At 69.4% G+C, this 25107-nt stretch carries 23 protein-coding genes; 18 read left to right on the plus strand and 5 right to left on the minus strand.

Translation table 11 applies throughout. The features are described 5' to 3' along the window. Window positions 1-6: 6 nt before the first annotated feature. Window positions 7-819 carry an enoyl-CoA hydratase/isomerase family protein gene (locus tag J7654_RS03760; protein ID WP_209738336.1) on the minus strand — a complete coding sequence of 271 codons (813 nt, stop codon included), beginning with the start codon at window positions 817-819 and terminating at the stop codon, window positions 7-9. A 107-nt stretch (window positions 820-926) separates the two neighbouring features. Next, the gene (locus J7654_RS03765) at window positions 927-2045 is read right to left on the minus strand and encodes a carbohydrate kinase (protein ID WP_209738338.1); all 1119 of its coding nucleotides are present in this window, start codon (window positions 2043-2045) and stop codon (window positions 927-929) included. Window positions 2046-2291: 246 nt separating this feature from the next. On the opposite strand from J7654_RS03765, the gene J7654_RS03770 reads away from it, so the two are divergent. From J7654_RS03770 to J7654_RS03790, 5 genes are read left to right on the plus strand one after another with little or no spacing between them, the layout of a single operon-like run. Continuing rightward, window positions 2292-3248: an isopenicillin N synthase family dioxygenase gene (locus J7654_RS03770; RefSeq protein WP_209738340.1), complete on the plus strand. Its 957-nt coding sequence runs from the start codon at window positions 2292-2294 to the stop codon at window positions 3246-3248. A gap of 52 nt (window positions 3249-3300) precedes the next feature. After that, window positions 3301-4341 (plus strand): ABC transporter substrate-binding protein, encoded by a 1041-nt coding sequence (locus J7654_RS03775; RefSeq protein ID WP_209738342.1) that lies wholly within the window; start codon window positions 3301-3303, stop codon window positions 4339-4341. A 55-nt stretch (window positions 4342-4396) separates the two neighbouring features. Beyond that, entirely contained in the window at window positions 4397-5455 is a 1059-nt protein-coding gene (locus J7654_RS03780; protein WP_209738344.1) for an ABC transporter ATP-binding protein, read from the plus strand. Then, window positions 5452-6318, plus strand: a complete 867-nt coding sequence (locus J7654_RS03785) for an ABC transporter permease (RefSeq protein ID WP_209738346.1) — start codon at window positions 5452-5454, stop codon at window positions 6316-6318. The genes J7654_RS03780 and J7654_RS03785 overlap by 4 nt, the downstream gene beginning before the upstream one ends. Continuing rightward, complete coding sequence (locus tag J7654_RS03790) at window positions 6315-7097, plus strand: ABC transporter permease (protein ID WP_209738348.1); 783 nt, start codon at window positions 6315-6317, stop codon at window positions 7095-7097. Before J7654_RS03785 ends, J7654_RS03790 begins: the two co-directional genes overlap by 4 nt. 24 nt (window positions 7098-7121) lie before the next feature. Here J7654_RS03790 and J7654_RS03795 read toward each other — a convergent pair whose 3' ends face one another. Continuing rightward, window positions 7122-8117 (minus strand): MDR family oxidoreductase, encoded by a 996-nt coding sequence (locus J7654_RS03795; protein ID WP_209738350.1) that lies wholly within the window; start codon window positions 8115-8117, stop codon window positions 7122-7124. Next, window positions 8110-8895 (minus strand): FadR/GntR family transcriptional regulator, encoded by a 786-nt coding sequence (locus tag J7654_RS03800; RefSeq protein WP_209738352.1) that lies wholly within the window; start codon window positions 8893-8895, stop codon window positions 8110-8112. Before J7654_RS03800 ends, J7654_RS03795 begins: the two co-directional genes overlap by 8 nt. A 118-nt stretch (window positions 8896-9013) precedes the next feature. On the opposite strand from J7654_RS03800, the gene J7654_RS03805 reads away from it, so the two are divergent. From J7654_RS03805 to J7654_RS03815, 3 genes are read left to right on the plus strand one after another with little or no spacing between them, the layout of a single operon-like run. Beyond that, entirely contained in the window at window positions 9014-10459 is a 1446-nt protein-coding gene (locus tag J7654_RS03805) for an FAD-binding oxidoreductase (protein ID WP_209738354.1), read from the plus strand. Continuing rightward, window positions 10456-13890, plus strand: coding sequence for an indolepyruvate ferredoxin oxidoreductase family protein (locus J7654_RS03810; protein ID WP_209738356.1), 3435 nt, complete (start codon window positions 10456-10458; stop codon window positions 13888-13890). The genes J7654_RS03805 and J7654_RS03810 overlap by 4 nt, the downstream gene beginning before the upstream one ends. Before the next feature lie 19 nt (window positions 13891-13909). After that, on the plus strand, window positions 13910-14845 hold the full coding sequence (locus tag J7654_RS03815) for a nucleoside hydrolase (protein WP_209738357.1): 936 nt from the start codon (window positions 13910-13912) through the stop codon (window positions 14843-14845). A 44-nt stretch (window positions 14846-14889) separates the two neighbouring features. On the opposite strand, the gene J7654_RS03820 is transcribed toward J7654_RS03815, so the two are convergent. Next, window positions 14890-15537, minus strand: coding sequence for a GntR family transcriptional regulator (locus J7654_RS03820; RefSeq protein ID WP_209738359.1), 648 nt, complete (start codon window positions 15535-15537; stop codon window positions 14890-14892). 225 nt (window positions 15538-15762) lie between these two features. Between J7654_RS03820 and J7654_RS03825 the strand changes: the two genes are divergently transcribed. From J7654_RS03825 to J7654_RS03870, 10 genes are all read left to right on the plus strand, one after another. Further along, window positions 15763-17370, plus strand: a complete 1608-nt coding sequence (locus tag J7654_RS03825; protein ID WP_209738361.1) for an ABC transporter substrate-binding protein — start codon at window positions 15763-15765, stop codon at window positions 17368-17370. Further along, complete coding sequence (locus tag J7654_RS03830; RefSeq protein WP_209738363.1) at window positions 17370-18317, plus strand: ABC transporter permease; 948 nt, start codon at window positions 17370-17372, stop codon at window positions 18315-18317. Before J7654_RS03825 ends, J7654_RS03830 begins: the two co-directional genes overlap by 1 nt. Further along, entirely contained in the window at window positions 18317-19207 is an 891-nt protein-coding gene (locus J7654_RS03835) for an ABC transporter permease (protein ID WP_245195623.1), read from the plus strand. Before J7654_RS03830 ends, J7654_RS03835 begins: the two co-directional genes overlap by 1 nt. Then, window positions 19204-20151, plus strand: coding sequence for an ABC transporter ATP-binding protein (locus J7654_RS03840; RefSeq protein WP_245195624.1), 948 nt, complete (start codon window positions 19204-19206; stop codon window positions 20149-20151). Before J7654_RS03835 ends, J7654_RS03840 begins: the two co-directional genes overlap by 4 nt. Then, window positions 20148-21182, plus strand: a complete 1035-nt coding sequence (locus J7654_RS03845) for an oligopeptide/dipeptide ABC transporter ATP-binding protein (RefSeq protein ID WP_245195625.1) — start codon at window positions 20148-20150, stop codon at window positions 21180-21182. The genes J7654_RS03840 and J7654_RS03845 overlap by 4 nt, the downstream gene beginning before the upstream one ends. 92 nt (window positions 21183-21274) lie before the next feature. Next, complete coding sequence (locus J7654_RS03850) at window positions 21275-22861, plus strand: gamma-glutamyltransferase family protein (RefSeq protein ID WP_245195626.1); 1587 nt, start codon at window positions 21275-21277, stop codon at window positions 22859-22861. A gap of 454 nt (window positions 22862-23315) precedes the next feature. Next, window positions 23316-23489 (plus strand): hypothetical protein, encoded by a 174-nt coding sequence (locus tag J7654_RS03855; RefSeq protein ID WP_209738365.1) that lies wholly within the window; start codon window positions 23316-23318, stop codon window positions 23487-23489. Beyond that, window positions 23486-23836: a DUF6481 family protein gene (locus tag J7654_RS03860; protein ID WP_209738367.1), complete on the plus strand. Its 351-nt coding sequence runs from the start codon at window positions 23486-23488 to the stop codon at window positions 23834-23836. The genes J7654_RS03855 and J7654_RS03860 overlap by 4 nt, the downstream gene beginning before the upstream one ends. 40 nt (window positions 23837-23876) lie before the next feature. Then, window positions 23877-24107 carry a helix-turn-helix domain-containing protein gene (locus J7654_RS03865; RefSeq protein ID WP_209738369.1) on the plus strand — a complete coding sequence of 77 codons (231 nt, stop codon included), beginning with the start codon at window positions 23877-23879 and terminating at the stop codon, window positions 24105-24107. Window positions 24108-24210: 103 nt separating this feature from the next. Then, a complete protein-coding gene (locus J7654_RS03870) occupies window positions 24211-25098 on the plus strand; it encodes a transglutaminase family protein (protein ID WP_209738372.1) in 888 nt (295 codons plus the stop codon). Window positions 25099-25107: the final 9 nt, after the last annotated feature.

Genomic DNA, 25107 nt, shown 5'->3' on the forward strand with positions numbered 1-25107 from the left:
ACCGCCCTAGATGTCGAGGCCCTTGAAGGGGCTGTCGCGAACGTCGAGATATTCCCTGAGGCTCATCCGGGCGAGCTTGGCCATCCATTCGCGGCCCTGCCTGGTCACGTGAAGCGCGGCAATGGCCTCGATGTTGTACTGGAAGGACGGCAGCAGGCCCGCGACCATCTGCTGGTTGTTGATCGAGGCCTTCGTGTATCTGAGCGCCGGCACCGGCATCCGGGCCAGCTTGCGGGCGAGCTTCTGCGTCGCCTCCTTCAGCTCCGCGGCCGGCACGATCTTGTTGATCAGGTGCATGCGCAGCGCCTCTTCGGCATCGACGAGGTCGCCCGTATACATCAGCCAGCGCACGTCGCGCGTGGCCAGGAGCCAGGGCATCATCAGCGCGGGCGGGCCGGAATTGTGGCGCACCTCCGGCTCGCCGAACCTGGCCGTATCGGCCGCGATCGCCAGATCGCAGCACATCATGAGCTCCAGCGCCCCGGCCAGCGCATAGCCGTTCACCGAGGCGATGACGGGGATGGGGGCCTTCCAGATGTTGAGCAGCGCTTCGGCGTTCTCGCCCATGTCCTCGCGCCAGAAGTCGATGTCCACGTCGAAATCGCCGCCCTGAAGATCGTAGCCGGCGGAAAAGGCCCGGCCCGCCCCCGTGATGACGAGAGCATTCACGCCCGGGTCCGCGACGGCCTCCGCAAGCGCCGCGTCGATCTCGCGGATCACCGTCTTGTTCATGGCGTTCAGCTTGTCGGGACGATTGATCGTGATCGTCGCGAACGCGTCCCCGGAGTCCTTTTCGTAGAGGATGGTCTCGTAGCTCATGGCAAAACTCCAGGGTGGATGGCAGGTTTCAGGCGATGCGCTTCAGCCTCGCATCGGGGCGTCGAGGGCGGGGCCGAAAGAGGGCCGAAGCTTTGTCATGTGGTTCCTCAGGCGGGGATACGGTGTCTGCCGGCGGCGAGGAGGCGCTGCGACAGATCGGGATGGACGCTGGAATCGCTTTCGGTGGTGAGCGTGGCCAGCAGCGCGCCGGTCCGGGTGGCGGCCGGGGTCTCCTCGCCCTGCAGGATCTGGTAGAGCGTGCCGGCGATCATCGCGTCGCCCGCGCCGGTGATGTCCACCGGATGGGCCGGGACCGGGCGCATCAGGGCCGCGCCCGCCCGCGAGGCGACGGCGTAGCCGCCCGCCCCCAGGGTGACCACCGCCTCGCGCGCGCCGCGCCCCACCAGCGCCGAGGCCGCCTCGCACGGCTCGAGCGGCTCACGCGGCGCCCGTTCGCCCCCGGCGGCCAGAAGCGCGTTCGCCTCGTCATGGTTGGTGAAGAGAAGGTCGATGCCCGACAGGTCCGCCGGCAGGCGCAGGGCCTTGGGCGAGGAGACCGTGTCCACCGCCAGCTTGTAGCGCGCCGCCGCCTTGCGCGAGATCAGCGCCTCGATGACCGGGGCGGGCATGTTGCAGTCGCAGAACACCCAGCTCGCCGAGGCCAGATGCGGCCAGGCCCGGTCGAGCCAGGCGGGCTGGAAGAGGTTGAAGATCTCCATGTCCGCGATGCCGAGCACGAGATCGTTGCCCGGGCCGAGGATGGCGGCGTATTCGGCGGTGGGGCGCTCGGCGGTGGTGACGACATGGCTGACATCGGCGCCCAGGTCGCGCAGATGGCGGGTGAGCGCGCGCCCCGTCTCGTCGTCGCCCACGATGGAGACGAAGCCGACATCCACGCCCAGCCGCGCCAGGTTCTCGGCCACGTTGCGCGCCACGCCGCCGAAGCTGCGGTGGCCGTCCACCGGGTTGGAGGTCTCGAAGATCAGCGGCTCGCGGGCATGGTACTTGCGGTCGAGCACCGCCCCGCCGATGCAGATGGCGCGCCGGGCGGCGGGCAGCACGTAGCCCCGGCCCAGGATGTAGCCCTTGTTGACGAGCTGAACGACATGCGCCGCGACCGTCGAACGCGCCAGACCCAGAGCGCTCGCAATCTCCTGCTGCCCCGCAAACGGATTGGCCGAGATCAGAGCCAGTACCGCACGCTCCTGCGCTCCAAGATCGTCCATGATGGGTCCGATTTGCGCTCGTTTTCGATCAGCGATCCATTTTGGGTATGGACAACAACAGATGATCTTGTCAACGTATGTTTGTCGAGTGGGCAGGCCCATAAAATAGGCAGCAGCCAAAGCGCGTCGAAACGCGCCTTCGACCCGGGCAACAGGAAGGCAGCCGATGCGCATGCGTACCCAGGAGTCCCGCAGCCCTCGCGGCCCGGCCTGCGCCCCGCTCCGGCCAGCGCAGTGAGGTCTTTCATGCAGGACGCCACCGACCCGCAAGTCTCCGACATCCCCGTCATCGATGTCGGCCCGTTCATCCGCCAGGAGGCCGGCGCCGCGCAGGTGGTGCGCGGCATCGAGCAGGCGGCGCGCGACACGGGCTTCTTCCTCGTCACCGGCCACGGAGTCTCTCCGGCCACGACGGCGCGGCTCTATACGCTCGCCCGCGCCTATTTCGATCTGCCGGAGGACTACAAGCGCGCCCATGGGCGCGGAACGGGGGTTCCGGGTGGCGTCTCCTTCTCGCCCCTCGCCGACGAGGCGCTGGCCGCGACCAAGGGCATCGAGACGCCGGGCGACTACAAGGAGAGCCTGAATTTCGGGCGCCGCCTGCCGGGCGACGCCTGGCCCGACGCGCCCGAGGGGCTGGAGGCGGCCTTCGGCGACTACTTCTCGGAAATGGAGACGCTGGCGCGGCATCTGCGCCGCATCTTCTGCTCGGCGATCGGCCTCGACCCGGACTATTTCGAGCCCGCCTTCGAGAATCACCTCTCGGCGCTGCGCGTCATCAACTATCCCGAGCAGGAGGAAAGCCCGCTGCCCGGACAGCTGCGCGCGGGCGTCCACACCGATTACGGCTTCATGACCATCCTGCGCTCGGAAGCCTCTTCAGGCGGCTTGCAGGTGCAGCGGCGCGACGGACAGTGGCTGGACGCGCCCTGCGTGGAGGGCGCCTATGTCATCAACATCGCCGACGCCTTCATGCGCTGGACCAACGACGAATGGGTCTCCACGCCCCACCGCGTCGCCAACCCGCCCGCGGGCAAGGGCGGCTCCTCGCGCCGCCAGTCGATCCCCTTCTTCGTCAATCCGGGCAAGGAAACGCTGATCTCTTGCCTGGAGCCGTTCTGCGCGGGCGGCGCGAAATACGAGCCCATCACCTATGGCGACTACATCGAGCTGAAGACCCGCCAGGCCTTCGGCCAGAGATAGACGCGGCGGTGCCCCACCCATGCAATCGGAACCGGAAGAGAGGACAACCCGCATGTTCAGTCTCAACAGACGCCGGCTCCTGGCCGGCATGGGCGCTCTCGGAGCCGGGTCCGCTCTCGGATTTCCCGGCGCGCGCGCGCAGGGCAACACGCTCATCGTGCCCACGCTCGGCGGCGTGTGGGAGCAGTTCTGGCGCTCCACCATCATCCCCGCCTTCGAGGAGGAGACGGGCGCCAGCGTCACGCTCGACGTGGGCAACGGCCGCGTCTTCGGCGCGAACCTGCGCGCCGCCGGCCTGGAGCGGCCGCCCTATTCGGTGGTGATGACCAACGAGGTCTTCGCCTCCAGCCTGCGCAAGGAAGGCTATTTCGAAACGCTCGACCTTTCCAGGGTGCCGAACTATGCCGATCTCTATCCCATGGCGCGGGTCGCCGGGGGCTTCTCGGCGACGGGCGCGCTCTCGCCGATCGGCATCGGCTACCGCACCGATCTGGTGCGGACGCCTCCCACCGCCTGGCGGGACCTGTGGGACAATCCCGAGTTCCAGGGCCGGATCGGCCTCTACAACTTCGCCAACAGCGCGGGCAAGATGGAACTGCTCCTGGCGTCCGTGCTCTACGGCGCGGACCAGTACGACGTGGATGCGGGCTTCGACGCCCTGTCGCGCCTCGGCCCGGTCATCCAGGTGGACTTCAACCTGTCCACCGCGCTCTCGACCGGCGAGATCGTGGTCGCGCCCTTCGACTTCGGCGAGATCGCGCGGCTGCGCGAGCAGGGCCTGCCGGTGGACTGCATCATCCCCGAGGAAGGCACGATGATGTTCGACCAGAACATCTCCATCCTGGCGAACGGGCCGGAGAAGGACCTGGCCTACACCTATCTCGACTTCCTCATCTCCCCGCGCATCCAGGAGCTGATGATGCGCGAGTTCTACACCTCGCCCACCAATTCGCGGGTGGTGGTGCCCGAGGAGCTGAGGGCGGCGGTGCCGGTGTCCGGCGAGGCGATGGCGGGCATCCTGACATGGGACTGGGACTTCGTGAACGAGAACCAGGGCGAGCTGGCCGACCGCTGGGCGCGCACCATCCGGTAGCCGTGCCGCAACGGTTCGTTTCGCCCTCGCGCCGCCACATCGGGAACAGGCATTCATGACGCAAGTGAGCATTGAAGGGCTGACGAAGGTGTTCGGCAAGCTGCCGGCCGTCGACGGCATATCGATGCGGATCGAGGACGGCGAGTTCATCTCGCTCCTGGGGCCCTCCGGCTGCGGGAAGACGACGACGCTGAAGATGATCGCCGGCTTCGTGGACGCCACCGGCGGCGCCATCCGCTTCGACGGGGCCGACGTCGTCGACACGCCCGCCGAGAAGCGCGACATCGGCATGGTCTTCCAGAACTACGCGTTGTTCCCGCACATGAGCGTCTCGCAGAACCTCGCCTTCGGGCTGGAGATGCGCAAGGTTCCCAAGGCGCGGATGAAGGAGCGCATCGCCGCGGTCCTCGAGATGGTGCAACTCGCCCATCTGGCCGATCGCTATCCGAGCCAGCTTTCCGGCGGCCAGCAGCAGCGCGTCGCCCTGGCGCGCGCCCTCGTCATCGAGCCCCGGATCCTGCTTCTCGACGAGCCGCTCGCCAATCTCGACGCCAAGCTGCGCGAGGAGATGCGCGTCTTCATCCGCGAGCTCCAGCGCCGCGTCGGCATCACCACCGTCTACGTCACGCACGACCAGGCGGAGGCGATGACCATGTCGGACCGGGTGGTGGTGATGTTCGGCGGCCGGATCGCGCAGATGGGCGCCCCCGCCGACATCTACCAGCGCCCCGAGAACATCGAGGTCGCGCAGTTCGTCGGGCAGGTGAACCTGATCGACGGGCAGGTGGCGCGGCTGGAAGGCGACAAGGCGCACGTCGCCTGCGTCTTCGGCGAGGTGGAGGCGCCGCATCGCGACATGGCGGGCCCGGGCACGGCCGTGACGCTCGGCCTGCGGCCCGAGGCCCTGTCGCTCGGACCAGCGGGCGCGGCGGGGGCGGCGGGCGCCGTCACGGCCCGCTACTACTCGGGCAGCCTGATCGACTACCGGGTGGCGCTCGCCACGGGCGAGACGATGCACGTGCAGACCTTCCCGGACGTGCGCTTCGAGGAGGGCGACGCCGTCACCGTCCACGCCCCCGCCGACGCCTTCTGGCTGATCGGAGCGGCGAGATGACGCCCGGCCGCGCGCGATGGACCGGGCCGTGGCTGCTCCTCCTGCCGGCGCTGCTGCTGCTCGGCATCTTCCTCGTCATCCCTTATCTCAACATCGCGGTGATGAGCTTTCGCACGCCCGGCCAGGGCACGCCCTACGGGGAGGGCTTCACGCTCTCCAACTATCTGCGCTTCCTGGGAGACGGCTTCTACCTGATGCAGGTGGCCAGCACGCTCTGGATCGGCGCGCTGACGACCGCGATCTGCCTCGTCGTCGGCTTTCCCGTGGCATGGCAGCTCTCGCGCCCTTCCATGCGGTTTCGCGGGCTCGCCTACGGCCTCGTGCTCGCGCCCCTGCTGGTGGGCATCGTCATCCGCTCCTACGGCTGGACGATCCTTCTGGGCAATGCCGGGCTCATCAACCGAACGCTGACCGGGCTCGGGCTGATCGAGACGCCGCTGCCGCTGATGTACAATACGCTCGGCATCGTCATCGCCCTGGTGCACGTCTTCCTGCCCTTCATGATCCTGCCCGTGATGGCGGCCATCCAGGGGGTCGATCCGTCGCTGGAAGCGGCGGCCCGCTCGCTCGGGGCCTCTCGCGCCACCGCGTTCCGGCGCGTGACGCTGCCCTTGTCCATGCCGGGCATCCAGGCCGGCTGCATCCTCGTCTTCGTCCTCTCGCTCAGCGCCTATGTCACCCCCTCGCTGATCGGCGGAATGCGGGTGAGGACCATGGCGGTAACGGTGGTGGACGCGCTGATCGACACGTTCCAGTGGCCCTGGGGATCGGCTCTGGCGCTGGCGCTCTCGGTGACGGGCGCGGCCTGCGTCCTCCTCTTCGCGCGCGCGACGCGCATGAAATGGAAGATGGCGCGACCATGAGACGGCCGGTCCTGACGCTCTATTGCCTCCTCGTCTACGCCTTCCTGCTGGCGCCGATCCTGGTGGTGGTGGGCGCGTCCTTCAACGCGGGCAATTTCCTCGCCTTCCCCCCGCAGGGCCTCTCGCTGCGCTGGTACGTGGTGTTCTTCAACAACGAGGTGTTCATGCGGGCGATCCGCACCTCCTTGTGGGTCGCCGCCGTCGCGACCGTGATCTCGACGGTGATCGGCACCATGGCCGCGCTCTACTACGTCCGGTATGCTGGACGGATGAAGGAGCTGGTGCGCGTGGCGCTGCTCGCCCCGCTGCTCCTGCCCGAGGTGCTGACGGCGATCTCGCTGCTCTTCTTCGTCTATGCGATCGGCATCGGCACGACGACCATGTTCGGCATGGTGGTGGGCCATGTGCTGATCACGCTGCCCTTCGTCTTCATCAACGTGGCGGCCTCGCTGGAGAGCTTCGATCCGGCCTGGGACATGGCGGCGCGCTCGCTGGGCGCGGGCCGGCTGACGCGCTTCCGGCGCATCATGCTGCCGCTGATCAAGCCGGGCGTCATCGGCGGGGCGCTCTTCGCCTTCATCATCTCCTTCGACATCTTCACGATCTCGCTGCTGCTCAAGGGCATCGGAACCTCGACCCTGCCGATCCAGCTCTTCGACTATCTGCGCACGAACTTCACCCCGGAGGCGGCCGCCGTCTCGACCGTCTCCATCGTCCTGACGCTCGCCGTCGTCATCGTGTCGGAGAAGGTGCTCGGGCTGCGCATCCACCGGTTCTGAGGGCGCCCGTCGAGGGCGCCCCTCTCACGCGCCGACGTCGATCACCACGCGGCCGCGAATGCGCCCGGCGACGATCTCCTCGGCCAGGCGCGGCAGCTCCGACATGGGCTCCACGCGAGCGATCGCGTCCAGGTGCCGGGTGTCGAGGTGCCCCGCCAGCGTCGCCCAGGCCCGCTCGCGCTTACTGCCGGGCGCCATCACCGAATCGATGCCGAGCAAAGCGACGCCGCGCAGGATGTGCGGCGCGACCGAGGCGGGAAGGTCCATGCCGCCGGCAAGGCCGCAGGCCGCCACCGCGCCGCCATAGACCGTCTGCGCCAGGACGTTGGCGAGCGTGGTGGAGCCCACCGAGTCGACCGCCCCGCCCCAGCGCTCCTTCTGGAGGATGCCGCCCTTCTGCGACAGCGAGGCGCGGTCCACGAAGCCGCTGGCGCCCAGTCCCGCCAGATAGTCATGCGCCTGCGGCCGCCCTGTGGCCGCTGTCACGGTGTAGCCCTTGCTCGACAACAGGCTGATCGCGGTGGAACCGACGCCGCCGGCGGCTCCCGTCACCAGCACCTCGGACCCGCCGGGCTCCATCCGGCCCCAGTCCTCCAGCGCGTCCACGCACAGCGCCGCCGTATAGCCAGCGGTGCCGATGGCCATGGCCTGTTCGAGGCTGAAGGCCTCCGGCAGGCGGACGAGCCACTGGGGCTTCACGCGCTGGAACCGCGCGTAGCCGCCCCATTCGGTCTCCGACAGGCCCCAGCCGTTGACGACGACCCTGTCCCCCGGCGTCCAGTCCGGCGAGCGCGAGTCGACCACCGTTCCGGCCAGGTCGATACCGGCAACGAGGGGCATGCGCCGCGCGATGCGGCCCCGGCCGGAGATGGCCAGCCCGTCCTTGTAGTTCAGGGTCGAGAAGGCGATCTCGACCGTGACCTCGTGATCGGGCAGGTCGGCGAGGGTCAGTTCCCGGAACACGGCCCTCGGCTTGCCCGCGTCCTCGACGATCATCAATGCCCTGAAGCTGTCAGCCATCGGCCTCTCCCTTTGGATCGAACGGGTCTTGGACGGGCCCCGCCGCTACGCCGGCCCGGCGCGCCAGCGCCGTGGCCAGCAGCGTGCGCATCCCCGCCAGATGATCGCGCAGGAGCGCGGCCGCGCGGTCCGCATCGCGCTCTCGGATCGCGTCCACGATGCCCTGGTGGGAATCGGCCGCGCCCCGGCGCTCCAGGAGGCGGTCCGTGAGCATGTTGGTGATCGGGATGAAGGCCTCGATCACCGTGTACATCATCAGGCCGAGCGGGCCGTTGCCCGAGGCGGCGACGAGGGCGCGATGGAAGCGCACGTCCGAGGCGCAGAACGCCTCGTGGGTGGTCGCGGGGTCGCGCTGGATGGCGATCTGCGCCTCCATGGCGGCCAGATCCTCCTCCGAGCGGTTGAGCGCGGCGAGGCGGCAGCAGACGGCTTCGCTCTCCATGCGCGCCGTCACCATCTCGTCCACGTCGAAGGCACCGAGCCCCACCAGCAGCGTCGCCGCGCCGGTGATCGCCTGCGACAGTCCTTCCACATCGGGCCGCCGGACGAAATTGCCGCCCGTGGGGCCGCGCCGCGAACGGATGAGGTTCTGCGCCGCCAACCGCTTCAGCGCCTCGCGCACGGTGGGGCGCGAGATGCCGAAGCGCCTGGCAAGCTCCTCCTCGCCCGGCAGGCGCTCGTCCACCTTCAGCCGGCCGTCGAGGATCGCCTCGCGAATGGCGTCGGCCACCTGCCGGGGCAGGCCGGTGCGGACGACTTTGCCGTAGTTCAGGGACATGCGGCCCTCCTCGCGCTGCGTCTCGCCGCCAATCTAGCATCGGCGCCTCAAAGATAAATAGGTTTGACAAATATAAGATCTGAGCTAGCGTCGAGGCCGTTCCGCAGGACCGCAGCCGATGTCGCTCCAGCCCCTACGCAGCCTCCACGCATCCCGGCCGGCGGATCGCGCCGTGCTTTGCTCGCGTCTGGCCGAGGCACTGCCGCCGGGCGCCTTCCTGGCCGGCGACGCGGTGGACGCACGCTATCGCGGGGCGGGAGACGCGGGCGCCGAGCCGCGTTTCGTGATGCGGCCGACCTCGTCGGCCGAGGTCGCCCGCTGCCTTGCGGCGTGCGACGCGGCGGGCCAGCCCGTCGTCGTCCAGGGCGGGCGCACGGGCCTGTCCGGCGGCGAGCGCGTGCTGGAGGGCGAGGCGGTGCTGTCGCTGGAGCGGATGGCCTCGCTCAGTGCGGTGGACCGCGCCTCGTCAAGCGTGATCGCCGAGGCGGGCGTGCCCTTGCAGCGGGTGCAGGAGGCGGCGGAGGCGGCCGGCCTCTATTTCGGCGTCGATCTCGGCGCGCGCGGCACGGCCACGGTGGGCGGCAATGTGGCCACCAATGCCGGCGGCATGCGGGTGCTGCGCTACGGCATGTATCGCGCGCAGGTGCTGGGGCTGGAAGCGGTGCTGGCCGACGGCACGGTGCTCTCCTCCCTCAAGGGGCTGGCCAAGGACAATGCCGGCTACGATCTCGGCCAGCTCTTCATCGGCAGCGAGGGCACGCTCGGCGTCGTCACCCGCGCGGCGCTGAGGCTGCATCCCAAACCCGCCGGGGAATGCGCCGCCTTCTGCGCGCTGGGGTCGGTGGAGGCGGCGGGCGCGCTGCTCTCGCGCCTGCGTGCGGCGCTCGGAACGGCGCTGTCGGCCTTCGAGATCATCCTGCCAGAGATCTATGAAAGCGTGCTGGCGCATTCGGACGCGCCCCGGCCGGTGGCCGCGCGCGGTGCCGTCTACGTGCTGGCCGAAAGCCACGGTCTCGACCCGCAGCGCGAGGGCGAGCGCTTCGCGCAGGAGCTGATGGCCGCCTGCGAGGCGGGGATCGTGGAGGATGTCGCGCTCTCCCAGTCGCCGCGCGACGTCCATCGGCTCTGGGCGCTGCGGGAGGGGTGCTCGCACCATATCGCCTCCCTCCCCGATTGCGTCGGCTGCGACATCTCCCTGCCGCTCGCGACGATGGGCGCGTTCCTGACGGCCGCCTCGGCGGCGGTGCGCGGTCTCGACGCCGGCGCCCGCCCCCTCGTCTTCGGCCATCTGGGCGACGGCAACCTGCACTACATCGTGCAGACGGGCGCGCCGGAGGCGGTGGTGGAGGCCGTTCTCCGGCTCGTTCGCGAGGCGGGCGGCAGCGTGTCGGCCGAGCACGGCATCGGCCTCGACAAGAAGCGCTGGCTGGCGCTCTCGCGCGACCGGGCCGAGATCGCCACCATGCGGCGGCTGAAGGCGGCGCTCGACCCGAACGCGATCCTCAATCGCGGCCGCATCTTCGACCCGGAACCCGAAGCCGCCTCCGGGAGCGCGGGCTCATGACGGCGACGCTCGACGAGCGCTATACGCGCGAAAGCGGCCGCATCCTCGTGTCGGGCACGCAGGCGCTGGTGCGCCTGCCCATGATCCAGCGCCGGCGCGACCTGGCCGCGGGGCTCGATACGGCCGGCTACGTCTCCGGCTATCGCGGCTCCCCGCTGGCCTCCTTCGACCGGGAGATGGCGGTCGCGGCACGGCACCTGAAGGCGCACCATGTCGTCTTCCAGCCCGGCTTGAACGAGGACATGGCGGCGACCGCCGTGTGGGGCACGCAGCAGAGCGGCCTGTTTCCCGGCGCCCGCTACGACGGCGTGTTCTCCATGTGGTACGGCAAGGGGCCGGGCGTGGACCGCACGATGGACGTGATCCGCCATGCCAACGCGGTGGGCACGGGGCCGCATGGCGGCGTGCTGCTGCTGGCGGGCGACGACCACGGCGCGGTGTCCTCCACCCTGCCGCACCAGTCCGAGCACAACCTGATCTCGGCCATGGTGCCCATGCTCTCGCCGGCCGGGGTCGGCGAATATATCGAATACGGCCTCCTCGGCTGGGCGATGAGCCGCTTTTCAGGTGCATGGGTTGGCTTCAAATGCCAGACCGAGACGGTGGAATGCACGGCGAGCGTCGATGTGGACCCCGGCCGCCCGACCATCGTGACGCCCGATTTCGAGACGCCCCCGGACGGGCTCTCCCTGCGCTGGCCGGACGGCCCGCACGCCATGGAACTGCGGCTGGAGCGCAAGCTGGAGGCGGTCCATGCCTTCGCCGCCGCCAACCGGCTCGACACGAGCCGCTGGCGGGACGGGCGCACGCGGCTGGGCATCGTCTCGACCGGCAAGTCCTGGCTCGACCTCCTCGCCGCGCTGGAGGCGCTCGGCATCGACGAGGCGCGTGCGCGCGAACTCGGCATCGCTCTCTACAAGGTCGGCCTGGCCTGGCCCCTCGAGCCGGCGGGGCTGGCCGCCTTCGCGCGCGGGCTGGAGGAGATCCTCGTCGTGGAGGAGAAACGGCCGATCCTGGAGGACCAGATCAAGGCCCTCCTGTTCAACCTGCCGGAGGGCGCGCGCCCGCGTGTTCTGGGCAAGCGCGACGAGACGGGCGCGCCGCTCCTGCCCGCCCATGGCGAGATCGACGCGCGCGCCGTGGGCGCGGCGCTGGCGGGGCGCCTGCGGCACGACCCGGCCGTCGCGCGGCGCGCGGCCGCGCTCGCCGCCATGGCCGGCGCGGCCCCGGACGGAGCCGCCGCGCCGAGGCGCGAGGCCTATTTCTGCTCCGGCTGCCCGCACTCCGTCTCCACGCGCCTGCCCGAGGGAAGCCGCGCGACGACCGGGATCGGCTGCCACATGATGGTCATCGGCGTGCCGGACCGGAACACAGCGACCTTCACGCAGATGGGGGGAGAGGGCGGCGGCTGGATCGGCCTGTCGCCCTTCACCGACGAGCAGCACATCTTCGTCAACATGGGCGACGGGACCTATTTCCACTCCGGGCTGCTGGCCATCCGCGCGGCCATCGCCGCGCGCGTCAACGCGACCTACAAGATCCTCTACAACGACGCGGTGGCGATGACGGGCGGCCAGCGCCACGACGGCGAGAACACCGTTCCCTCCATCGTGGACCAGCTTCTGGCCGAGGGCGCCCGGCGCGTTGTCGTCGTCGCCGAGGAGCCGGGGCGCTGGCAAGGCGCCCTGCCGCGCGCGGTGGCGATCCATCCGCGCGACGAACTGGACGCCGTGCAGCGCGAGCTGCGCGAGATCGAGGGCGTGACCGCCATCGTCTACGATCAGGTCTGCGCGGCGGAGAAGCGGCGGCGGCGCAAGCGCGGCACCTTCGCCGCCGCACCGAGGCGCGCCTTCATCAACGACCTCGTCTGCGAGGGCTGCGGCGACTGCTCGGCCGTCTCCAACTGCATATCGGTGGAACCGCTGGAGACCGAACTCGGCCGCAAGCGGCGCATCAACCAGTCGAGCTGCAACACCGACCTGTCCTGCCTGAAGGGCTTCTGCCCGAGCTTCGTGACCGTCGAGGGCGGCGCGCTGCGCAAGCCCCCGCCGCGCGCCGGGCACTTCGACCCCGCCGAGCTGCCGCAGCCGGCACTCGCTCCGCCGGCGGCGGCCTACAACATGCTCCTCGCGGGTATCGGCGGCACGGGCGTCATCACCGTTAGCGCCATCCTTTCGATGGCCGCCCATCTTGACGGGCTCTCGGTCCTCACGCTCGACCAGACCGGACTGGCACAGAAGAACGGAGCGGTCGTCTCCCATGTGCGCCTCGCGCCCCGGCCCGATCTCCTGAACGCTGCGCGCATCGGCGCGGGCGAGGCCGATCTGGTGCTCGGTTTCGATGTGGTGGTGGCGGCCTCGCCGAAATCGCTGGCCAGCTTCGGCAAGGAGCGCACGCGCGCCGTCGTCGACGACCACTTCGCCCCCACCGCCGCCTTCGTGCAGAACACGGCCATCGACCTGCGGCAGGAGGCGACGCTGAAATCGCTGCGCCGCGCAGCCGGCGAGGAGGCGGTTCACATGGTGTCCGCCACCCGGCTCGGCACGGCGCTGATGGGCGACGCCATCGCCGCCAACATGTTCCTGCTCGGGCACGCCTGGCAGCGCGGCCTTGTCCCGGTCTCGCGCGAGGCGATCGACCGGGCGATGGAGCTGAACGGCGCGGGCCTTGCGATGAACCGGGCGGCCTTCGCCTGGGGGCGGCGCTCGGCGGTGGAGCCCGGTGCCGTCACGGCCGCCGCCGGCCTGTCGCCCGAGGCGGCGCCGGCGCCCCGGACGCTCGGCGAGATCGTCGCCCGGCGCGCCGCCTTCCTCACCGCCTATCAGGACGCGGCCTATGCGGCGCGCTACGCCGCGCTCGTCGAAACCGCCCGCAGGGCGGAGGACGCGCTGCCCGAGCCGCGGGGCTTCGCGCTCGCCGTGGCGGCCAGCGCCTTCCGGCTCATGGCCTACAAGGACGAGTACGAGGTTGCCCGGCTGCATCGCGACCCGTCCTTCAAGGCCGGGCTCGCCGCGCAGTTCGAGGGCGACTTCAAGATCCGCCACCTCCTCGCCCCGCCGATGATCGCGCGGATCGACCCGCGCACCGGCCATCCGGCCAAGATCGCCTTCGGACCCTGGGTGCGTCCCGTCTTCGGCCTTCTGGCGCGCCTGAAATGGCTTCGCGGCACGCGGTTCGACCCCTTCGGCCGCACGCCGGAGCGGCGGATGGAGCGGCGGCTGATCGAGGATTATGCGAGCCTCGTGGAGCGCCTTTCCGCCGGGCTCTCGGCCAGCAACCTGAAGAGCGCCGTGGAGCTTGCGGCCCTGCCGGGCATGGTGCGCGGCTTCGGGCATGTGAAGGCGGCCTCGGTGGCGCGCTACGAGGCGCGCCGCGGCCAGCTCATGGCCCGGCTCGACCGGGTTCGGCCGCCGCTCGACAACGCGGCCTGACGGCAGGAGATCGAACGATTTGAGCCGCAAGATCATCATCGACACGGACCCCGGGCAGGACGACGCCCTGGCGATCCTCATGGCCCTCGCCAGCCCCGAGCTGGATGTGCTGGGCATCACCGCCGTCGCGGGAAACATTCCGCTCGCCCTGACCTCGATCAACATCCGCAAGGTCTGCGAGGTGGCGAACCGCCGGGACGTCAAGGTATTCGCCGGCTGCGCGCGGCCCATGGTGCGAAAGCTCTTCACCGCCGAATACATCCACGGCGCCACCGGCCTCGACGGCTACGACCTGCCCGAGCCGGAGATGCCCTTGCAGGCGATGGACGGCGTGGACTTCATCATCGAGACGCTGCGGGCCGAGGAGCCGGGCTCGGTGACGCTGTGCACGCTCGGCCCGCTCACCAATATCGGCACCGCCCTGTCGCGCGCGCCCGATATCGCCGCCCGCGTGAAGGAGATCGTGCTGATGGGGGGCGGCTGCTTCGAGGGCGGCAACGTCACCCCGTCGGCCGAGTTCAACATCTATGTGGACCCGGAGGCGGCCGAGATCGTCTTCACCGCCGGCATGCCCATCGTCATGCTGCCGCTGGACGCGACGCACAAGGTGCTGACGACCGGCGCGCGCATCGCCGCCATGCGCGCGCTCGGCACGCGCACGGGCGAGGTCGCGGCGGGCTGGCTGGAGTTCTTCGAGCGCTTCGACGAACGCAAATACGGCACCGACGGCGGGCCGCTGCACGATCCGAACGTGATCGCCTATCTCCTGGAACCGCAGCTCTACGGCGGCCGCTTCTGCAATGTCGAGATCGAAACCGGCTCGGCGCTGACGGTGGGCGAGACGGTGGTGGACTGGTGGGGTGTGACCGACCGGCCGGCCAACGCCCTTTTCCTGCGCGATGTGGATGCGGAGGGATTCTTCGCGCTGCTGACCGAGCGGCTGGCCCGGCTCTGAGCACCCTCCCGCCGGCGCGAGGAAAGGCGCCGGGGCCGCCGCCGTCAGTCCGCTCCCTCGAGATCGGGCGTGGCGGCGGCCTGCTCGTCGATCATGCCCGAGATCACCAGGAACGAGGCGGCCACATGGGCGCGCATCCGCTGGAAGGCGGCCTCGCCGTCCTGCTTCAGGATGGCGTCGAGAATCGCCTCGTGCTCGCTCTGGCTGCTTCGAAGGCGCTTTTCGCGGCGCGTGAACTGGGCGCGGCGCCAGGGCAGGGTCCGCAGGCTGAGGTCGAACAGGAGATCGGCCAGGATCGCATTGCGCGCGCCGGCCTGGAGCGCGGCGTGAAAGCGGGTGTTCATGGCCGCATAGCCCTGCGGGTCTAAGGACAGGGCGCGCCCCTCGGCGACGATCGCGCGAAGCGCCTGCCGTTCCATCTCGCTCATGCGCAGGGCCGCCTTGCGCGCCACGAGCGCCTCCACCTCGCCCACCGCCTCGAACAATTCGGCCAGTGCCTCGGGCGCCATGCGCCGGACCACGAACACACGCCGCGCGCCCCGTTCCACGAGGCCCTCCAAGCTGAGCCTGTGCAGCGCCTCGCGGATCGGCGTCCGCGAGACGCTGAACTCCTCGGCCAGCGCCACCTCGCTCAACCCGTCGCCGGGTGAAATGCGCCCCTCGAAAATGCGCTCCAGCAGGGCATCGTGCACCCAGCTCGATGCCCTTTCTGCTTTATAATTGTGCATATCAGCACCCTGTATTTTTCGCTTGCATATGTATACATGTTACGACAACTTGACGACATATCGGCGCGCCTTGTCCGGGCGGGAACCTGTCCGGAAAAGCGCGAGGATAACGACCTGAAAGGGCGAGCCAGCGTCACATCGCGACGGATCATGCTCCGCCGTCCCCCCGCTTTTTCCCGAGGAACACTCATGACCGTCATCGACCACAAGGCGATCCTGGAATCCCGCATCCGCGCGCAGCTCGGCCGCCGGGCCTTTCTCAAGGGGGCGGGCACGGCCGCCGTCGCCATGGCGGCGGCCGGCTTCCTTCCCCATGTCGCGCGCGCCCAGCAAAGCGGCCATATCCGCATCGCCTCCATGTCGCACATCGACACGCTGGACCCGCATTTCACCGGCTTCCTGAACTCCATCCAGATCATCAACAACATCCACAACGGCCTTCTGAAAGTCACTTACGACGGCGAAGCGGTGCGCTTCGAGCCGGATCTGGCGGAGACCTGGGAGCTGGAGGACGAGCGCACGCATCTCTTCAAGCTGCGCGAAGGGGTGCGCTTCCATGACGGGACGGTGTGCGACGCCGAGGCGGTTCGCTTCTCGCTCCTGCGCGTGAAGGAAGGCCAGCCCTCCTCTCCCCATGCCTGGAAGCTGGAACTTCTGGAGGAGATCGAGATCATCGATCCCCTGACCGTCCGCCTGCACTTCTCCGAGCCCTACGCCTTCCTTCCCGTCGCCCTCACAGGCTCGACCGGGCGGGCCGGAACGATCGTCAGCCCGGCGGCGGTGGAACGCTACGGCATGGATTACGGGCGCAACCCCGTCGGCACGGGGCCCTTCCGCTTCGTGAGCTGGCGCGAGAACGACGCCGTGGAACTGGAAGCCAATCCCGACTACTTCGAGGAGGGCCTGCCGCTCCTGGAGCGGGCCACCTTCCTCATCATGCGCGAGCCCTCCACCGCCGTCGCCGCCCTTCTGGCCGGGCAGATCGACGGCATGTCGAATTGTCCCCTGCATCTGCTGCCGCAGATCGAGGCCTTTGCGGGCGCCAATCTCTACGGCGAGATCGAGGGCAACTACTCCTTCGTGGGAATGAACACGCGCCGCGCGCCGTTCGACGACGTGAACCTGCGGCGCGCCGTGGCCTATGCGCTGGACCGCGACGTGCTGATCCGCCAGGCCTATTTCGGCCGCGCCATTCAGGCCTACACGCCGATCTCCCCGCCCATGACGGGCTTCTACGACCCCAACATCGCAGAATCGGGGCGCGGCCACCGCTTCGACCTCGACAAGGCGCGCGAGTTCCGCGCCCTCGTGCCCGAGCAGGGCGAGATCGTCGTCAACTACATCATGTCGGAGCGCACGGCGGTCAGCACCCGCATCGCCCAGACCGTGGTGCCGATGCTGGCGCAGATCGGCATCCGGGCGGAGCTGGAACTCTTGGAGCCGACGACCTGGGTGCAGCGGCGAAACGAGCGCGCCTTCGACATGTTCGACTTCGAATGGGTGGCCGACCTCGATCCCGACGAGACCCTCTATCCGGAGTTCCGCAGCGACGGCGACTGGAACTATCCGGGCTGGGAGAACCCCGAATTCGACCGCCTCTGCGCCGAGGCCCAGCGCATTCTCGACACCGCGGAGCGCAGCCGCCTCTACAACGCCGCCGAGGACCTTCTCATCGACGAGGCGCCCATCGCGCTGATCGCGCATATGCCGATCTACAAGGTGTTCTCCACCCGCGTGCAGGGCTTCAACTACATCCCGGCCGACCTCATCGACCTGCACGGCGTGAGCCTGTCCTGATGCTGCGAGGGGTCGCCTCGAAGGTCGGGCAGACCCTGGCCGTCCTCTTCATCGTCTCCCTCGCCAGCTTCAGCCTGATGAAGCTGGCGCCGGGCGATCCGGTGCAGGTCATGCTGGGCGCGGAATACTCCCCCGAGGCCTATGCCTCGATGATGGCCGAGCTCGGCCTCGACCGGCCCTTCTTCGGTCAATATCTCGACTGGGCGGGGCGGTTCCTCACCGGCGACTGGGGAACCTCCTACGTGGCGAGGGCCGACATCTTCCGCCAGGCTTTCGTGGAGGCGCTGCCGGTGACGCTGACCCTCTCGGCCTCGGCGCTCGGCCTTGCCATCCTCACCGGCGTTCCGCTCGGCGTCCTGTCGGCGGTTCGCAAGGACACGGCCTGGGACGTGGGCGTGGCGGCGGGCGCACTCACCGTCACCGCCTTCCCCTCCTTCTTCCTCGGCATTCTCCTGATCTGGATCTTCGGCGTCCGGTTCGGCCTCTTTCCCGTCATGGGCTTCGTCGCGCCCTGGGAGGATCTGCGCAGCGGTGTCCACCACATGGTCCTGCCCGCCGTGACGCTCTCCACCTATTTCGTGGGCATGATCGTGCGGCTGACCCGCGCGACCCTGATCGAGGTTCTGGAGCAGCCCTACATCGCCGCGGCTCGGGCGCGCGGCGAGCCATCCTGGCGCGTGGTCTGGGTTCACGGCGTGCGCAACATCGCCATGCCGATGACGACGATCCTCGGCCTGCAACTCGGCGCGCTCCTCCAGGGCGCGGTTCTCACCGAGATCGTCTTCTCGCTTCCCGGCCTCGGCCAAATGATCACCTCGGCGGTCCTCAGCCGGGAATATGTGGTCGTGCAGGCGGGCGTCATGCTCACGGCCACGCTCTTCATCATCGTGAACCTCCTGGTCGACCTGTCCTATCCCTTCCTCGATCCGCGCCTGAGAGGCCGTTGATGACCCTCGCCGCAGATCCTGCGCACCCGGTTCCCGCGCCGACGCGACGCGGCTCGCGCCGGCGCTCCATGTTCGCAAGGCGCCCCTTCTTCACCATCGCGCTCGCCATCGCCGCGCTGTATCTGCTGGCGGCGGTGTTCGCGCCCTTCGTGGCGCCCTTCAGCCCCTACCAGCAGAGTTTCGAGGCGATGATGGTGCCGCCCGGCACCGTGCCGCACTGGCTGGGAACGGACAGCTACGGCCAGGATGTCCTCAGCCGGATCATCTACGGTGCGCGCTACGCGCTGGCGATCGGGATCTTCTCGGTCCTTCTCGGCGCCTTCGGCGGCCTTCTCCTGGGCCTTGCCGCGGGGCTCGCCACCGGCTGGACGGAATGGGTGCTGGTGCGCCTCATCGACGCTATCCTCGCGCTTCCCTCGCTGGTTCTGGCCGTCGCCTTCATCGCCATTCTCGGGCAGGGCGTCGACAAGGTGATCCTGGCCGTGGGCCTTTCGTTGATCGGCCCCTTCGCGCGCACGGTGCGCTCGGACGTGATGCAGGTGCGCGTGAAGCTCTTCGTCGAGGCGGCCGGCCTGATGGGTGTTCCCTGGCACCACGTGGTGCGCCGGCACATCCTGCCCAACGTCTTCTTCCCCCTCGCCGTGCAGGTCACGATCCGGCTGTCGGAGGCGGTTCTGGTCTCCGCCTCGCTCTCCTTCATCGGCATCGGCGTGACGCCGCCGACGCCCGATTGGGGCCTGATGATCTCGGAGGGGCGCGGTTTCGTCAGCTTCGCGCCCTGGATGTCGGGCATGCCGGGGCTGGCGCTCGCCATCCTCCTCATCGCGCTGTCGGTCGTGGGCGACGGCATTCGCGAGGAATTCGACCCCCAATTGAGGAGCGGACGTTGAGCGCGGCATTGATGGAGGTGCGGGACCTGACCCTCTACCGGGGCGAGCGCCGGATCCTCGACAAGGTCAGCTTCACGGTGGGAAAGGGGCAGACGATCGCGCTGGTGGGCGAAAGCGGAGCCGGGAAGTCCACCATCGCCGTCGCCCTGATGGGTCTTCTGGATCGCCATGCCGCGCAGATCGAGGGGCGCACCGCCTTCGACGGCATCGACGATCTGTTCTCGCTGCGCGAGAGGGACTGGGCCAGGCTGCGCGGCAGGCGCCTGTCGATGATCTTCCAGGATGCGGGCGCGGCACTGAACCCCTGCTACACGGTCGGCTCGCAACTCTCCTCGGTGCTGCGCCGGAAGCTGAACATGAAACGCGGCGCGGCACAGGCGCGCGCGGTGGCGCTTCTGCAAGGCGTCGGCATCAACGACGCGCAGGCGCGCATGTCGGCCTATCCGCACCAATTGTCGGGCGGCATGCAGCAGCGCGTGATGGTGGCCATCGCGCTCGCCTGCGATCCCGATCTCCTCTTCGCCGACGAGCCGACCTCGGCCCTCGATGTCACCATCCAGGCGCAGATCGTGCGCCTGATCCTCGACCAGACCCGCGAGCGCGGCGCCTCCTGCATCTTCGTCCTCCACGATCTGGCGCTGGCGAGCCAGGCCTGCGACGAGATCGTGGTGCTCTATGCCGGGCAGGTGATGGAGGCGGGAAGGAGCGAGATCGTCCTCAAGGCGCCGCGCCATCCCTACACGCAGCTTCTGAAATCCTGCGTGGTGGAGATCGGCGGCGGGCGGCTGACCCCGCCGGAAGGCGGCGTGCCGAGCTATGACGAGATGCCGCAGGGCTGCCGCTTCTCCACGCGCTGTCCGCGCGCCCTCCCCCGTTGCACCGCCCAGCGCCCTCCCCTGGCCGAACTGCACGGGCGCCATGTCGCCTGCTGGAATCCGCAATGAGCGCGCCGGCCATGGCCGCCGCCGGGCGCGATGCGGACGAAGGGGAGATCGTCTTCGAACTCCTCGATGTGGAGAAAGTCTATCAGGTCACGCGGCGCGCGGGCTGGTTCGGCCGCCAGCGGCATGGCCTTGCCGCGCTCGACGGCGTGCGGTTGCGCGTCCGGCGCGGCGCCAGCGTCGCGCTCGTGGGCGAGAGCGGCTCGGGCAAGTCCACGCTGCTGCGCGTGCTTCTGGGCCTTTCCGACCCCAGCAACGGACGCGCGCTCTACAAGGGGCGGCCCATTGCCGAGAGCCGGGCGCAGGACCCCTCCTTCGCGCGCGAGGTGGCCATGGTCTACCAGGATGCGCGGGGCTCTCTCAATCCGCGCATGTCCGTGGCCGCGCTGATCGCCGAGCCTCTCCGCCATTTCGGCATCTGCCCGGAAGCCGAGATACAGGGGCGCGTCGCGGAGCTTCTGGCGCGGGTGGGCCTGCCTCTCCAGGCCGCGTCGAGCTATCCGGCCGGGCTTTCGGGCGGCCAGGTCCGGCGCGTGGCGATCGCGCGGGCGCTGGCCTCCGGCCCGTCCGTTCTCGTGGCGGACGAGGCCGTCTCCGGCCTCGACGTCTCGACCCAGGCCCAGCTTCTCGAACTGCTTCGTCGCCTGCAGAGCGAGATGGGGCTCACCCTCCTGTTCATCACGCACGATCTGGGCGTGGCCAGCTATCTGTGCGACGAGATCGCGATCATGTATCTCGGCCGCATCGTGGAATCCGGCCCGACCAATGCGGTGCTGAACGATCCGGCCCATCCCTATGCGAAGGCCTTGCGGGCGGCTGCGCCCGAATTCTTCGCCCCCATCGTCGAGCCGCTGCCCGGCGAACTGCCCAGCCCGCTCGACCTGCCGCCCGGATGCCGCTTCGCCGGGCGCTGCGCCTTCGCGCGCGGGCCATGCAGCACGGACGACCCGGTGCTGACGCCCTTCATGGCCGGCCGCCAGGTCGCCTGCCTCTTTCCCCTGACCGGGGCCGGGGGAAGGGAGCCGGGCCCATGACCGGCGCGCGCGGGGAACGATCGGGTATCGCTTTTTCCCCCTCGACGCGGCTACACCTAGTTTCGCTTCAAAGACCCCCGGATATCGCTGAAATGTTCGACTTTTTCTCCGCCCGCCGCCCCACGACACTCGCCAGCGAGGCGATGATCGCGACCTCCCATCCGCTCTCGACGGCGGCGGGGCTCGAAATCCTCGCCCAGGGCGGCAACGCGGTGGACGCCGCCCTCGCCGCATGTGCCGTGCAATGCGTGGTCGACCCGCTGATGACGGGGATCGGCGGAGACTGCTTCGTTCTCTACGCCCCGGCCGGCCAGCCGGTGAAGGCGCTGAACGGCTCCGGGCGGGCCCCGGCGGGCGCCAGCGTGGAGGCGCTGAAGGCGCTCGGCGTGACGGGGCTGTCGCAGACGAGCCCCCATTCCGTCACCGTTCCGGGCGCGATCTCGGCCTGGTGCCGGCTCCACGACGATCATGGCACGCTGCCTCTCGACCGGCTTTTCGCCCGCGCCATCGGCTATGCCGAGAACGGCTATCCGATCACGCCCCGCGTGGCGCTCGACTGGGCGGCCAGCGCGTCGGTGGTGGCGGGGGACGAACATGCCGCGCGGCTGTTCCTGCCGGGCGGGCGCGCGCCCTCGACGGGCGAGCGGCACGCCCAGCCGCTTCTCGGCGCAAGGCTGCGCGAGATCGCCGCCAAGGGCGCGCCGGGCCTCTATTCCGGGGCGACGGGGGCGGGCATGGCCACGCATCTGCGCGGGCTCGGCGGACTGCACACGCCGGAAGATTTCGCGGACGGCGCGAGCGCGGCCCATTGGGTCGAGCCGATCAGCGCCCGTTATGGCGATTACGACGTCTATGAATGCCCGCCGAACGGACAGGGCCTCGCGGCGCTTCTCATCCTGCGGATTCTGGCCGGCTTCGATCTCGGCAACGGGATCGGCGAGGCCGAGCGCATCCATCTGCATGCCGAGGCCACCAAGCTGGCCTATCATCACCGGGATGCGCTGATCGCCGATCCCGCCCATTGCGAGGGACTGGCCGAAACGCTTCTGTCCGAGGAGGTGGTCGGGACCTTGCGCGCGCGGATCGACCCCCGGCGCGCCGGCCGGCCGGCCCTGTGGGACGAGCCCGAGCACAAGGACACGATCTATCTGTCCGTGGTGGATCGGGACGGAAACGCGATCTCCTTCATCAACTCCATCTTCCACGCCTTCGGCTCGAGCCGCCTCGACCCGGCCAGCGGCGTCCTCTTCCACAGCCGCGGCGCGTCGTTCCGGCTGATCGAGGGGCACCCGAACGCCATCGCCCCGCGCAAGAGGCCGATGCACACGATCATTCCCGGCATGGTCTTCCGGGACGGGCGGGCCGTAATGCCCTTCGGCGTGATGGGCGGGCAGTATCAGGCGGCCGGCCACGCCGCCTTCCTGTCCAATGTCATCGACCGGGGCCTCGATCTCCAGGAAGCCATGGACGCGCCCCGCTCCTTCGCCTTCGACGGCGAGTTGCAGATCGAGCCCGGCATCGACCAGGCGACGCGCGACAGGCTCGAAACGCTCGGCCACCGCCTCGCGCTCGCCTCCTCTCCCCTCGGCGGCAGCCAGGCCATCCGCATCGACCACGAAACCGGCCTCCTCCACGGCGGCTCCGACAGCCGCAAGGACGGAATGGCGCTGGGCTTCTGAGCCCAGCCCCTCATCCCGAGCCTCTCCTCGCCCTTATCCTGAGCCCCTCGCATAGCCGCGCACCCTGAGCCCTTCGCGCAGCCCCTCATCCTGAGCCTGTCGAAGGACGGGGGGCGCTTGGTGCGGGCGTGGTGCCGCTCACCCTCAGCCTTCGACAGGCTCAGGATGAGGGCGAGGAGAGGATCGGGGTCAAGCGAGGCACCTGGCAGGCGGCGGGCTCGGCTGCGAGGAGGGGGCTGCGTTGGCGGAAAGAACGGCGGCGCCCCCTTGCCATGCGGATGCGCATCTTCATCGATTTCTCCTCCGCCTGCCCGGCAAAGGCTCCGATTCTGGCCGTTCGAGCCGCGACGAAGGGCCCCTTCCCGACATTCATCGCAAGCGCCGGGTTGCTTCTGGGCTCGCGGGAGATGACATAGGGCTCATTGCACAGTGCCACTTCTCGGAAGGAGACCAGATGGCCAGAAAACCCAACTTCAATTTCGAACGGCAGGAACGGGACCGCGCGAAGGCCGCGAAAAAGGCGGCCAAGAGCGAGGCTAGGGTGGCCAAGAGAGGCGAGGACGACGCCCCGGGCGATGAGGCGGATGCGCCCCCCGCCACGCAGGCACATCAGGAGGCCGGACTTTGAAACAGAAGGATGCAGAGTTCGTCGAACGCCGCAATGCCGCGAAGGAAGCCAAGGCCGCGCTTCTGGAGAAGGTGAAGGCGAGGCAGAACGATCCGGCCGCCGAGGCGAGGCGGGCCGAGCGCGCCGCGCTCGCCGCCGCCCGCGAGGAACGCGAGGCCGCCAAACGCGCGGAGACCGAAAGGAAAAGGCTGGAAGAGGCCGAACATCAAGCCTTGCTGGCAGCCGAGCGAGAAGCGCAGGAGAATGCCAGGAAGTCCGACCTCGTGGCACGGGCCGTCGAGGACGAAGCTGCTCGCAAGGCGGCGCGTGATGATCGCTATGCGGCAAGGCAGGCTCGGAAGGGATGAACCCGCGCACCGCCCGCCGGGCGGCAGGAGGCCGGCGGTGATGACGCCGGGCGAGTGCCGTGCCGCTCGCGCCCTGCTCAACTGGTCACAGTTCGAGCTGGCCACGGCATCGGGCGCCGACGCCTCGACCATCCGCGCTTTCGAGACGGAAGAAATGACCGTCGCCGAGAGCAATGTGTCCGCCCTGCAAGGCGCCTTGGAAGCGGCGGGGATCGAGTTCATCTCCGAAATCGGCGGCGGCACCGGCGTCAGGCTGCGGCCGCGCCGGTAGCCGCCTCGAACTGCCGGACCGGGGGGATCGAGCGGGATATTGGCGCTGGTCAATCCTCCCGGCGGCAGGCAATGATCTGCCTGTCGATGGAGGATGATCCGGCATGCCCGTCTTCTCGGTGAGGCATCTGACGACCTATCGTTACGCGCGGCCGGTGGATTTCGGCGAGCACCGCATCCTCTTCCGGCCGCGCGACAGCTACGATCAGCGCCTCCTTTCCACATCGCTCGTCGTCGAGCCGGAGCCCAGCGCCGTGCGGTGGATCCATGACGTCTTCGGCAACTGCATCGCGCTGGTGCGGATCTCGCGACCTGCGACGATCCTCGCCTTCGATGCGCGTATCCGCCTCGACCACACGCCCCAGGCGACGCCCGATTTCCAGATCGACGACGCGGCGCTCTCCTACCCTTTCGCTTACGACGAGGAGGACGCGCCCGATCTTGCGCTCACCATCCGGCGCCAGTATCCCGACGAGCACGACGAGGTCGCCCGTTGGGCAAGGCAGTTCGTGAGCCCGGCCGGCCACACGGACACGGGCACGCTCCTGATGACGCTGTGCTACGCGATCCGGGAGAGCTTCACCTACTCGCGCCGGCTGGAGGCCGGGACGCAGCCGCCGGCGCAAACCCTGCGGCTGCGGCGGGGGACATGCCGGGATTTCGCGCTGTTCATGATGGAGGCGGTGCGCTCGCTCGGCTTCGCCGCCCGGTTCGTCACGGGCTACATCTATGTCGCCGACCGCGACGGCTCGCAAACGCTCGGCGGCGGTTCCACGCACGCCTGGTGCCAGGTCTACCTGCCCGGCGCCGGGTGGATCGAGTTCGACCCCACGAACGGCATCGTCGGCAATCGCGACCTGATCCGTGTGGCTGTCTCCCGCGATCCCCGCCAGGCCGTTCCTCTTTCGGGAAGCTACAATGGCCTCGCGTCCGACGATCTGGGCATGTCGGTGCAGGTGAACGTGACGACGGAGCGTGACGCGGCCGGCTGACGAAGCGGC

This window comes from Aureimonas populi (assembly GCF_017815515.1).
Classification (GTDB): domain Bacteria; phylum Pseudomonadota; class Alphaproteobacteria; order Rhizobiales; family Rhizobiaceae; genus Aureimonas; species Aureimonas populi.